General features: G+C 32.5%; 9 protein-coding genes and 1 other RNA gene. 4 read left to right on the top strand and 6 right to left on the bottom strand.

What is annotated here, in order from left to right:
- Positions 1 to 183: 183 nt before the first annotated feature.
- Positions 184 to 533: RNase P RNA component class A (gene rnpB, locus P8K68_RS00845), an RNA gene on the bottom strand.
- 263 nt (positions 534 to 796) lie between these two features.
- Positions 797 to 1,543 (bottom strand): class I SAM-dependent methyltransferase, encoded by a 747-nt coding sequence (locus tag P8K68_RS00840; RefSeq protein WP_300247253.1) that lies wholly within the window; start codon positions 1,541 to 1,543, stop codon positions 797 to 799.
- A gap of 348 nt (positions 1,544 to 1,891) precedes the next feature.
- Here P8K68_RS00840 and dnaX point away from each other — a divergent pair, with 348 nt between their 5' ends.
- Together dnaX and P8K68_RS00830 are read left to right on the top strand one after the other, a co-directional pair.
- Positions 1,892 to 3,625, top strand: a complete 1,734-nt coding sequence (gene dnaX, locus P8K68_RS00835) for a DNA polymerase III subunit gamma/tau (protein WP_300247252.1) — start codon at positions 1,892 to 1,894, stop codon at positions 3,623 to 3,625.
- A 67-nt stretch (positions 3,626 to 3,692) separates the two neighbouring features.
- Positions 3,693 to 4,274, top strand: a complete 582-nt coding sequence (locus P8K68_RS00830; protein ID WP_300247250.1) for a tRNA-(ms[2]io[6]A)-hydroxylase — start codon at positions 3,693 to 3,695, stop codon at positions 4,272 to 4,274.
- A 7-nt stretch (positions 4,275 to 4,281) separates the two neighbouring features.
- Here the strand turns inward: P8K68_RS00830 and P8K68_RS00825 are convergent, their stop codons facing one another.
- The 4 genes from P8K68_RS00825 to P8K68_RS00810 all read right to left on the bottom strand — a co-directional run bounded on the left by P8K68_RS00825 (position 4,282) and on the right by P8K68_RS00810 (position 8,657).
- Positions 4,282 to 4,884, bottom strand: coding sequence for an outer membrane beta-barrel protein (locus P8K68_RS00825; protein WP_300247248.1), 603 nt, complete (start codon positions 4,882 to 4,884; stop codon positions 4,282 to 4,284).
- 189 nt (positions 4,885 to 5,073) lie between these two features.
- A complete protein-coding gene (locus tag P8K68_RS00820; RefSeq protein WP_300247246.1) occupies positions 5,074 to 5,979 on the bottom strand; it encodes a rod shape-determining protein in 906 nt (301 codons plus the stop codon).
- Position 5,980: 1 nt separating this feature from the next.
- Complete coding sequence (ppk1, locus tag P8K68_RS00815; RefSeq protein WP_300247244.1) at positions 5,981 to 8,047, bottom strand: polyphosphate kinase 1; 2,067 nt, start codon at positions 8,045 to 8,047, stop codon at positions 5,981 to 5,983.
- 121 nt (positions 8,048 to 8,168) lie between these two features.
- Positions 8,169 to 8,657 carry a histidine phosphatase family protein gene (locus tag P8K68_RS00810; RefSeq protein ID WP_300247243.1) on the bottom strand — a complete coding sequence of 163 codons (489 nt, stop codon included), beginning with the start codon at positions 8,655 to 8,657 and terminating at the stop codon, positions 8,169 to 8,171.
- Positions 8,658 to 9,058: 401 nt separating this feature from the next.
- Here P8K68_RS00810 and P8K68_RS00805 point away from each other — a divergent pair, with 401 nt between their 5' ends.
- Both P8K68_RS00805 and P8K68_RS00800 read left to right on the top strand, forming a co-directional pair.
- On the top strand, positions 9,059 to 12,361 hold the full coding sequence (locus P8K68_RS00805; protein WP_300247241.1) for an HYR domain-containing protein: 3,303 nt from the start codon (positions 9,059 to 9,061) through the stop codon (positions 12,359 to 12,361).
- 12 nt (positions 12,362 to 12,373) lie between these two features.
- A complete protein-coding gene (locus tag P8K68_RS00800; protein ID WP_300247239.1) occupies positions 12,374 to 13,309 on the top strand; it encodes a type IX secretion system membrane protein PorP/SprF in 936 nt (311 codons plus the stop codon).
- Positions 13,310 to 13,319 lie beyond the last annotated feature (10 nt).

Raw genomic sequence — 13,319 nt, 5'->3', positions numbered from 1 at the left:
CACTAAAAAATGGATAATGCCTGTTAGAAATTGGGGAATTATACTCAACCAATTTTTAGCTATATTTGAAAACAGGATTAAACTATAAATAATTTAACCCTGAAATTTTGAACTTACACACTTTTTAGGATAGTGTCTTTTCTTAACAGCAAACCCTTCTTGAAATACAAGAAGGGTTGTTTATATCTAAGTAAATCTATAAGCCGAATTCTGTATGTCCTGAACTTGTTTCAGGATCTCTCCAAATAAGGTTCAAAACACCCTTATCATTTATCTACGTGCATAGTTACCCATACACTTTAGCTGCCTACCCTCCAACATTGAGCGTGCAGCCCTCTCCCATCGGGACGTTGGTTTACATGACATTGCACCACATAGAGTTTACCTGGTTTCACTACAGCATGACCTGTACATACTTTCTGTTGCACTTTTCCTAACCTCACGGCTGGTGGTTATTAGCCACTATGTTGCACTACGGTGTTCGGACTTTCCTCCTCTTAATTAAATCAAGAAGCGATAAGGCGATTTACTTAATCACAAAATTACAATAAACTAAAACTATAATCTAAATATATTTAAACATTTGGGTGTTACCTACCCCCAATAGCTTTTCATAGGGATTAGGCTTGAAGTTTTCTTCTGAGCGGAGTCGAAGGGCTACAAATCCGCGTTCCTATAGTCGATGCGGGGTTTTATTAGTGAGTTTTATTTTAAATTAGTGAACTCATGAATATAAATATTTCGAAACTATCCTTAAAACTCTATTACTTGCTAGTTTATACTTTAAATGGAAGTTTTATGTTCCCTTTTGCTTTTTAGGTATTTTATATTCTATTAAATGACTTCTTGTTAAGGATAAATTTATTGATTTAGGAAGCTTTCTTTCAAACTTAAAAGCAAATCTTCTAAATCTTCTACTATATTTTTTCGGAAGTATTCTATGAAATCTTTCAATTGTGCCTATAGGAACTATTCTAGTCTCTTCAAAGTATTTCTTACCAATTTTTTCATAATGCTTAGAAGAATTATCTCTTTCTGGATGTGGGTCATTTATTCGCCATTGTTCAAACTTTCTTCTTTGAAATTTTGAAGGTCTACCTGGTACAGGCGTTAACCATCTTAAATGGTCTAAAAACTTATTGTTTATAGCAGGTTCAAAATATCTTACTAAACCATTTGCCTTTAGTATGGAAACAATTTTTTTAGTAAATTTAACTTCCTGATCATGAGTTAGGTGGTGCACAAAAGCTTTTCCAATAACAATATCATAAAAATTATTTTTTATATCAGCCTTTAAAAAGTCTCCTTTAATAAATTTAATTTCAAATTCAAATTTATGACTTGTATTAAGTTTATTAATGATTTCACCCGGTTTTTGAGAAATATCATTAGCATAAACTTCCGCACCAAAAGCTGCCATTACCGCCGCATTTGCACAATCTCCACATCCTAATTCTAGAATTTTTTTACCTTTTAATTCATTTTGAAAATTTCCGTGATATAGCCCAACCCAACTTGTATCAGTTCGTGTTGCATCATACATAAAACCTTCTAAATTTTTAATTTTATTTAGAATGTATTAAATGTTAATGTCACTATATATTTTATCATAGTGCAGTTCATTTTTTAATGCGTTTTTTTCAGAACTATTCATTTTGATTTGTTATAGGTAAGGTAAAGATAGAGTTTAGTTTCAATCAATTTTATCAATTTTTAAACAAAATCATATATTTTATCAAATAAATAGCACAAATCCATTCATTATAAATGGTTTATTTTTGTTAATAACTCCTATTAAATTTCCAGTTCAAAATTCTAAATTCAAAACTGAATTTTTAACTTTGTTACTATTCAATAAGCATCAGAAGATGCTGGACTAAATTCAGAAAAATTGGAACACTTTGTAGTATCGGCTAGAAAATACAGACCCCAAACGTTTAAAGACGTCGTGGGTCAGCAGGCTATTACAAACACCTTATTGAATGCCATTGAAAACAATCATTTAGCACAAGCTTTATTATTTACAGGCCCTCGTGGTGTTGGTAAAACTACCTGCGCCCGTATTTTGGCTAAAATGATTAATAGCGATGGTAACGAAACTGGCGATGAAGATTTTGCATTCAATATTTTTGAACTCGATGCAGCTTCAAACAATTCAGTTGACGATATTAGAAGTTTAACCGACCAAGTTCGTATCCCGCCACAAGTTGGGAAATACAAAGTGTATATTATTGATGAGGTACACATGCTCTCTCAAGCTGCTTTTAATGCGTTTCTTAAAACCTTAGAAGAGCCTCCTAAGCATTGTATTTTTATTTTAGCAACTACCGAAAAACATAAAATCATTCCAACCATATTATCGCGTTGTCAAATTTTTGATTTCAAACGTATAACGGTTAAAGATGCTAAGGCTTATTTAAAATATATTGCTGGAGAACAAGGTGTTACTGCGGAAGATGATGCGTTGCATATTATAGCCCAAAAAGCTGATGGCGCCATGCGTGACGCGCTATCTATTTTTGATCGTGTAGTCAGCTTTTCTGGTAAAAACCTAAGCAGACAAGCCGTTACAGAGAATTTAAACGTGCTTGATTACGAGACCTATTTTACAAGTACCAACCTTATTTTAGAAAATAAGATTCCAGAATTATTGCTTCAATTTAATAATACGCTTTCAAAAGGTTTTGATGGGCATCATTTTATTGCTGGATTAGCGTCTCATTTTAGAGATTTACTAGTTAGTAAAACCCCCGAGACTATAGAACTTCTTGAGGTTGGCGAGCAAACACAAGCAAAATACTTAGAGCAATCTAAAAAAGCCTCCCAAGAGTTTCTCATGCAAGGCATTAATCTGGCTAACGATTGTGACCTCAAATATAAAACAAGCAAAAATCAACGCTTACTTGTTGAATTGACTTTAATGCAGCTTGCCTCTATCACTTATGATGGAGAAAAAAAAAATAGCAAACATTACATAATTCCAACAGCTTACTTCAGAAAAAAGGGTATTACTCCTATTCCGGTTACCATTCCTAATAAAACTGAAAACGCTAACACTTCCGCAGAAGCGAAAAAAGAATTATCAGAACCTACAGAAAAAGTACCTAAAGTTATTAAACAACTTCAGGTAAAAGAACCTCCAAAAATTGTTTTAAAACAAGAATCTAAACGCGCATCCGGACTTTCTTTATCAAGTATCAGAGCAAAAAAAGAACATCTTATTAAACAAATGGATGTGGTTATTGATGAGGAAAACTTACCATCAGAACCTTTTATTGATAAAGATTTTTTTACTGCTTGGAATACGTTTATAGAAAAATTAAGAGAAAAGGGCAAGCATAATTTAGCATCCATTTTATCCATTGATACACCGAAAATAAAGGGTAATACCATTCATTTAGAGTTTCCTAATGCTACAAATAAAGTGGAATTGGAGCGCCAACAATACGATTTGTTAGCGTATATAAGAAAGACCTTGAGTAATTACGATATTAATTTATCTATAGCAGTAAACGAGGTTATGGAGAAGAAATATGCGTACACTGCTGCTGATAAATTTGAAAAATTAAAAGAGAAAAATCCCAACATTGATCTTTTAAGAAAAACTTTCGATTTAGATATTTAAGATGTGGTTTAACAACAAATTAGTTATGTTATATTTATTGTTAAATTAGTTAATTATAATAAAACTTATGCTAGGATTAAAATTACCGACAGACCCTCGATGGGTAAATATTGTTGAAAAAAATATTGAAGAAATTCTTACCGACCATGCTTTTTGCGAACAAAAAGCAACCAGTACAGCTATTTCGCTAATAGTGAGTTTTCCTGAATATACAGAGTTGGTTCAAGAGATGGTGGCTCTAGTAAAAGAAGAAATCAGTCATTTTAAAATGGTGCATGATAAAATTATAGCACGTGGCTGGACTTTAGGCAGAGACAGACGCGATGATTATGTGATAGAGCTTTTAAAGTTTTTCCCTAAAGGGGGAAGTAGAACCACACAATTGGTCCATCGTTTATTATACGCTGCCTTAATAGAAGCAAGAAGTTGCGAGCGTTTTAGACTACTTTCAGAAGCACTAGAAGATAAAGAATTAGCGGAGTTTTATAGGAATCTGATGGTAAGCGAAGCCAACCATTATACCATGTTTTTAGGTTTTGCGAGACAATATGGCGAAAAAAAAGAAGTTGATACCAAATGGCAGCAACTTCTTGAATATGAGAGTAAAATTATAAGTAATTTAGGAACTAGCGAAGCTATTCACGGTTAAAACCATATTAGAACTTATAACCAACACCTAATTGAATAGTTCTATTTTTTGCAACAATACCTGATACCTCATCAAAAACATTTCTAATACCATAGTTATATCTAACATCCACAAAAAGTGCATAGTTAATTTTATAGTCGGCACCAATAACTGCTGAATACCCTAGATTTTTCAAGCCATCATCTGTTTTATGAACCTTCAATCCAATTTGCGGACCTAGTCCTGCGTGGAATTTTTCACTAAACCTGAATCTAAATAAAACAGGCATTTGAATATAATCTAAATGCAGAGGTTCGGCATTTGCACCTTCAGCAGAAAACTGTATTTCTGGCATTAAAGATAATGTTCTAGATAAACCAATACTTGCAAAAAAACCAACATACATACTGTTTCTATGTTTGTTTTCACCCATAGGGTCTGTTTCAAAATCTAAGTGAGAAATAGTGTAACCACCTCTAATACCATATTTTATGCCACTTGATGCAGACCATTTTTCTTGAACCTTTGCAGAATCTATAACTTTTTCTGAAGCTGTAATGGTTTCGTTATCTTGAGAAAATCCATGAAATGAAAAACCAAATAATACTGTTAATAGTAGTAATTTTTTCATCTGTTTATTTATTTTTAATTTAATCTATCAGATGTCATTTGCCAAAATATAGTGAAGTTGAGGGCAACAGTGTATATAGGCTTATTTCAATATTAATAGATTTGGGTTATTATTAATAGTAATTATGCAGGTACGAATATATATTATAAATTTAAAAACCAACAAGTATACAAGTTAAAGTGCAAAATTTTACTGTGTATTGCTAGAAACCGTATCATAGTAGATGCTTTTTATAATACCATCTGCAAGCCCAATTTTAGGTACATAGATGTTTTTTGCGCCACTCCATTTCATAGCCGAAAGATAAATACGCATAGCAGGAATAATAACATCTGCTCTATCTTGATTTAATGATAATTCGGTTATTCGCTCTTCATAAGAATAGGTTTGAAGCATATTGTAATAGGAGGTCATATAAAAAAAAGAAAGTGGTTTCCCCATGGCTTTCCCTGAGACTTTAAAGATTTTATTAATGTTTCCACCAGATCCTAAAACATCTATTTTATCATACGCTTTTACATGATTTCCAATCCACTCTTGCAATTCTTGCCAGGTTTCTTTTTTAACCATATCGTTCAATAATCTTACGGTTCCTATTTTAAAAGATCTAGAAGCTACTTGACTGCCTTGGTAAATAATTGTAAACTCTGTACTTCCACCACCAACATCTACATATAAATATGTTTTATTTGGATCGATAAACTTGTTTAAATCAGTTGCAGCAATTATAGCAGCTTCTTCTTCGCCATCAATAACATCAATACTTATTCCGGCATGCTCTAAAACTAAGTCTACTATTTTTTTGCCATTAGCAGATTCTCGCATCGCAGATGTAGCACAAGCTTTGTATTTAAGTACCTTGTGAGATTTCATAATCAATCTAAATGCCAGCATAGTATCTAAAATACGTTGTGTGTTTTCTTTAGAAATTTTATTCTTTATAAAAACATCTGCTCCTAAACGAATAGGAACACGAACCAGAGAGTTTTTTTTAAATTGAACGGGTTTCCCTTTTTGTTCAATGATATTTGAAATAAGTAATCTTACGGCATTTGAACCAATATCGATGGCTGCATATTTTTTTATTGAAAGCATTCTATTCTTTTATTTTTTTTAAGTAATAATCGTAAGTTGCAAATTGGGATCTCACTTTTTCTATATCATTTTTTCTGTATTCATTTTCTTGAGAGTCGCTTAATATTCTAGCTTTAACATTATCACACCAGCTGATATTAAAAGTGTCTATGATTTCTTTTTTTATGTCTTCATCATAAATAGGACAACTTACCTCTACTCTATTTTCTATGTTTCTAGTCATCCAATCTGCTGAAGAAATGTATAATTTTGAATCGCCGTTGTTACCAAATATATAAATTCTTGAGTGTTCTAAAAATTTATCCACAACGCTAATAGCTTCAATATTTTCGCTCATGCCTTTAATACCGGGGATTAAACAGCAAATACCTCTAACAATCATTTGAATTTTAACTCCAGCTCTACTTGCTTCATAAAGTTTATCAATCATTGGGTAACTTGAAATACTATTCATTTTTAGTCTAATAAGCCCCTCCTTACCTTGTTTTACGTTTTCTATTTCGTTATTGATTAATTTAAAAACAGCATTTTTTGTGGAATGTGGCGAGACAATGAGGTGTCTGTATTTAAAAATTCTATAGTTTGTATCAAAAAAATTAAAAATCTTACTAACATCCTTTAAAATCTTTTTATTAGATGTGAAAAGCGTGTAATCTGTATATATTTTAGCAGTAGACTCATTAAAATTACCTGTGCTAATAAAACCATAGCGTTTTAGTTTTTTCCCTTCTTCACGCTCAATAACACACATTTTACTATGTACTTTAAGACCTGCAACACCAAAAATTAAATTGACCCCCTCATCTTTCATTTGTTGCGCATAATTGATATTTGCTTGCTCATCAAATCTTGCACGAAGTTCTATGGAAACTGTAACTAATTTACCATTTATTGCCGCATTTATAAGTGAACTTGCTACATGTGAAATTTCAGCTAACCTGTAAATTGTAATTTTTATAGTTTTTACTTTTGGATCTAAAGCTGCTTCTCTTAAAAACTTAACCACATAAGAGAAGGTTTGATATGGCGTATGAAGTAAATAATCTTTTTCTGCAATCGCATTAAAGATACTATCCTGCATACTTAAACCTTTAATAGGAAGTGGTTCAATTTTTTCATACATAAGATCTGTCCTGCCTAAACTAGGAAACCCCATATAATCACGTCTGTTATGGTAACGCCCTCCTGGAATAATACTATCTGTATCATCAATACTCATTTTAGACATTAAAAATAGTAATGTTTCTTCAGGAATGGTTTTATCATAAACAAACCTTACGGGTTCTCCTATTTGACGATCTTTAACACTGTCTGATATTTTCTCAATAAAACTTTTACTCAAATCACTTTCAAAATCAAGCTCACCATCTCTGGTAATTTTAATCATGTGTGCAGAAATCGAACTATAATCAAATATGTTAAAAATATCTTCTAAACAATAGCGCAATAAATCGTCTACCATTATTATGTAATTCTTGTCGCCTTGTTTTGGAAGTTCTATAAATCGATTTACAGATTTTGGTATTTCAATTAATGCAAATTGATTTTTATCGCCAGACATAAGCATCCTTACTGCCAAATATGCTGCACTATCTTTTAGGTTTGGTAGTACTACAGCGTCATTAAGAATTATGGTAACTAATGCAGGACTAACCGTTTTATAAAAATAAGCTTTCAGATACTCGTCTTGCTTTTCATCAATTTGAGTTTCGTCTATAACATAAATATTTTCTTCTTTTAGTTTTTTATCTATGGTATTTAAAATCTCAACACTTTCGGTTTGTTGCTTAATAACAATTTGTGTGATAATATCAAGCAGTTCCTTTGCCTTAATACCACCTAATTCACTTTTTCCACCTTTACCAGCCTCAACAATACGCTTAACTGTAGCGTAGCGTACTTTAAAAAATTCATCTAGATTATTGGAGAAAATACCTAAAAAGCGTAATCTTTCTATCAAAGGAACTGTTTCATCTGATGCTTCTTGAAGTACTCTTGCATTGAATTGAAGCCAACTAATCTCTCTATTTACGTAACTATTTGTATTCAGATTTTCAGTTTTTGTCATTATATTTTCCTTTCACTAACTAGTTAACAAATATATTCTATTTATATAAAAAACACTTGTTTTCAGCTTTAAGCTATTATAACATTTAAACATTTCTTTTTGAGATAACTATTGCAAACTCTTAATCTTTTAAATCTCTTGGAAATATTGTTTTATAAGTTTTACCTGGTTTTAGTTTGCTCCATTTATCGATATCAAATTCTATAGCTACCATGCCACTTGTAGGAACATTATCAATATATGTATCACCATAAGTATTTACAAAGGCTGTTAAGGCATTATTATGACCAAAAATCATAAGCGTATTTATAGAGTCATCACAAGATGTTATGACTTTTAATAAATCAGTTCCTGCAAAATCGTATAGATTATAGTTAAATTCTACTATGTTTTCTTCTATTTCTAAGTTTGAAATAAAAATTTCTGCTGTGGTTTTTGTGCGTACGGCATCACTAGAAATTACTGAATCAACTATAAAACCTACTGATTTCATAGTATTTGATACTAGATTTGCATCAATATACCCTCTATCTTTTAGTGGTCTTTGATGATCTTTTACATCATATTCCCATGATGATTTTGCGTGTCTTACTAAAATTAATTTCTTCAAAATATTCGATTAAAAGCACTTTTTATCGATAAAAAGTTGTTTTTCTCGATAAAAAGAATTTTATTTGCTTAATAAATGTATGTAAAAATAAGTAAAATTATAAATCTAAAAAATTAATAAATCTATAACAAGCACATTAACAGTTGTTTAAACAATAAGATATCACGTTTTTTGTTCCACCTACCAAGTTTTAACTTGAAAAAAATAAAATATTATGTACCCAAATCAAAGAAGTATTAATCTTTCTATTATTACATTTAAGGTAATAATATATCCCTCTTTTTTATTAAAAAATAACGTTGTTATTCGAAATAACTAGTTCTAAGAAATGCTAAGCATTTGATTACAAACTATTTAATTCTTGTTTCAATAAGTATTATGTAGGTTTTATTTAAAATAATATGAAAAATAATTACAGTTATATTTCTGCCTTAAACATTACAAAAGCTATCTTTTTAGCCCTTGTTATTATTTTGCCGGGTTTGTTACTTGCGCAACAATCACCATCAATACAAACTGGTGTTACATTTCAGTGGTCAGATACACAAACTAATACTAATGACCCTGCTACAATTGCATCGGTTACTATTGATGGTAGTGTGTATAATACATTTGTAGTACCTACCGGATATGAAATGACAAGATTAGGTCCAGATGGTCATAGTCCTAATAGAATATTGGAAAATGGAACCACGCTTGCTAATTCAAGTAATGTGGCGAATTGGAACACTATTGCTCTTTCAGCCTTTCAAGATAAGAATAATAATCATTACTTTACATCTAATCGAAATGGACGTAATATTTGTAATAATTTTGCAGCTGTTTCCACAACAGATGCTCAAAAGCAAAGTATATTTTATAACCCCGCTATTCCAGCAAATGAGGGTGGTGTATTAGCAGTAACAGAACGTAATGTAAATAACTGTTTTCATATAGCTGTATATGGTACAACTACAACAGGAATTCCAAATCAATTTTTAGGAGAAACCTTTGTAAGACCAACTTCGACACAATGGGGGCCAAAGTTCCCTCCGAATCAAGCACCTAATGCTAATTCAGACTACTGGAAAACAGAACGTGTTGTTGAAAATAACGGAACTATTGGTATAGCCTTATTTTATCTTAGTGATATTGTTCCAACCGGTTCAAAAATCACGAGAATAGAATTTAATGCTTCTTCAGGTGATCATGGTGATGGGAAGATTTTCTTGTTACAAAAATATGCTGTAGATCAACAAGATATTGAATGTATTAATGGGGTTTATAATGGTAATGTTGACCAAAGTAATAATGTTCCTGAAAATTCAACTTACTCTTTATTATCTGGTCCAACTCCTGCTGGACAATCTTTTACTTTTAATACAAATGGCTCCTATACATTCGTTCCTAGTTTTGGTTTTACTGGCGATGTTACTTTTGAATATGAAGTGTGTTTACCAGCTCCAAATACTTCAGTCTGTGATCAAGCCACAGTAACTTTGTCCTACGTTGACTTACCACTCGAACCTCAATTTGCAGTTGCTTGTGGATCTACTAATGATGATTTTACTATTTCAATAACAAGTCCCATAGGTACAGAATATGAATATTCTATAGATAACGGAAATACATTTCAGGTCGATCCTAATTTTAACGGACTGTCAGAAGGAAACTATAATTTAGCTATTTCTAATATTTTTAATGATTGTATTAGCTATAATACGAATAATCCAATAGTTTTAGATAATCTAGAACTTACGGGAACTATAACAGATGTTTTATGTGAATCAGATACAAATGGTACAATAAATATTACTGTTTCTGGAGGAACCTCTCCTTATACATTTGCTTGGAGTAATTCTGAAACTTCAGAGGATTTATCAAATCTTTCTGATGGAACATATACAGTTACAGTTACTGATATAAATGGATGTACTATTTCAGATAGTTATGAAGTTTCAACCGTTATTGATACCACCCCACCAACAATCACCTGTCCAGCAGCTATTACCAATGCGGTAGCAGATGCCAATTGTGAGGCTACCACCGTAGCTTTAGGCACACCAACAACAGGAGATAATTGTTCTGTAGCTTCAGTAACGAATGATGCCCCAGCAGCCTTCCCATTAGGCACCACCACAGTAACGTGGACGGTAACCGATGGCGCAGGATTACAAACGACTTGTACACAAGCGGTAACGGTTATTGATACCACCCCACCAACAATCACCTGTCCAGCGGATATAACCAATGCGGTAGCAGATGCAAATTGTGAAGCAACGACCGTCAACTTAGGCACACCAACAACAGCGGATAATTGTAGTGTTGCAGATGTATCGAATGATGCACCAACAGCCTTCCCATTAGGAACCACCACAGTCACGTGGACGGTAACCGATGGCGCAGGATTACAAACGACTTGTACACAGGATGTAACGGTTATTGATACCACCCCACCAACAATTACCTGTCCAGCAGCTATTACCAATGCGGTAGCAGATGCCAATTGTGAGGCTACGACTGTAGTTTTAGGTACTCCAATAACAGCAGATAATTGTTCTGTAGCTTCAGTAACGAATGATGCACCAGCAGCCTTCCCATTAGGCACCACCACCGTAACGTGGACGGTAACTGATGGCGCAGGATTACAAACCAGCTGTACACAAGCTGTAACCGTTATTGATAATATAAATCCTGTATTTGTTGAAACGCTGCCAACTGATGAAACTGTTGAATGTAGCAATGTTCCTGATACAGCAACCTTAACTGCAACAGACCCTTGTGGAGATGTTGATGTAATTTTTACAGAGACAAGAACTGATGGTTCATGCTTATACAATTATTCTTTAGAACGTAAATGGGTTGCTACAGATCAAAATGGATTAATAACAACACATATACAAACAATAACAGTTGTAGATACAAAAGCTCCTGAGCCAACTACTATCATCGAACCTTTATTAAGTGTTAATTGTGAAAATATACCAGAAATACCAACTATAATTTTTACTGATAATTGTTCAGATAATGTGACAGAAGTATTTGAAGAAACTAATTCTTTCGATGAAAATAATCCGTCAGATTATGAAATAGTAAGAACCTGGACAGTATCTGACGGCTGTAATAATAGTAAAGTTTTCACCCAAACAATTACAGTCACTTTAAATGATTTTGTAACCTCTGTTAGTGAAAGAGCTTGCTCGGATAATGGAACAATTAACTTAGATGATTACTTGGAAAATAATCAATCAGGTGGAAATTGGATCGTTATTGAAGGAAGTGCAAGGTTAAATGGAAGCATATTCGATCCTGAAAATGTAGTACTAGGCAATTATAAGTTTAGTTATACAATTTCTAAAAATGGTTGTTTAAATACTACCGAAGTAAATATAGAAGTTCATGATGAATGTATTGTTTTGCCTTGCGGAAGAGAAGATGTAATTATTTCAAAAGTAATTACTCCAAATGGCGATACACATAATGAATTCTTTACAATCTCAGGAGTTGAAACTTGTGGTTTTACTGTAGAATTACAAATATTCAATCGTTGGGGAGCAAAAATTTATGACAATTCTAATTATCAAAATAACTGGAATGGATTTGCTCATAATTCATCTGTTGGTAGAGCAGATAAAGTACCAAATGGAACATATTTTTATATTATAAATTTAAAAAATAGTGGATTAGAACCTTTCGCTAAAGCATTTTACGTAGGTACTAAATAAATCTAAAAGACTATGAAGTCATTAAAATTTAACTTATTTATTTTTATACTAGCAAATTGCTGGATGGGAGTTGCACAACAACTACCGCAATTTACTCAGTATATGTATAATACCATTTCTATAAATCCTGCTTATGCTGGAAGTAGAGAAACATTAAGTGTTGTGGGTTTACATAGAAGCCAATGGCTTGGTTTGGAAGGCGGACCAACAACACAAACAATTTCCGTACACAGCCCGTTAAGAAATGATAGAGTTGGAATAGGCTTCTCATTTATTAATGATGAATTAGGATATGAAAATTTCACATATTTTTACGGTGATTTCTCATATACACTTCCAATAGGAAAAGAAGCGAAATTAGCTTTTGGTTTGAAAGCAGGTTTTACTCAATATAATATAGACCAATCGCTTTTAGACGATCCAACCGTTATAAATGATCCATTTTTTGATGACGTCTCAAACAGGTGGAGTCCTAATTTAGGAATTGGTGCCTTTTTACATTCCAATCGCTGGTATATTGGGCTCTCTGCCCCTAGAATTCTTAATACCGATTATAATAAAGGAAGAACAGGTTCAGTTGATTATGTTGCACTAGAACGCGTTAGTTACTATTTTACAGGAGGGTATGTTTTTGATTTAAGTGCAACTACCAAATTTAAACCTGCCATGTTACTTAAAGCAACAAATGGGGCCCCTTTATCTTTCGATATTACAGCAAATTTTTTATTTAATGAGACCTTTTGGCTTGGAGCATCTTACAGGATAAATGAATCTGCCGCTGCTTTGGGTGGTATTGCAGATTTTCAAGTATCTAAACAAGTTCGTATCGGTTATGCCTATGAGTATCCAATATCAGAGATAAGAGCCTATACTAGTGGTACACATGAAATATTATTGATGTATGAGTTATTTAAAAGTAAACGAATTAAATCACCTAGGTTCTTTTAAAAAAAATAAT

This window comes from Algibacter sp., from assembly GCF_029245835.1.
Taxonomy (GTDB): domain Bacteria; phylum Bacteroidota; class Bacteroidia; order Flavobacteriales; family Flavobacteriaceae; genus Algibacter_B.
Note: the sequence above shows the minus strand (reverse complement) of the source record. Positions and strands in the feature narration are given on the sequence as shown.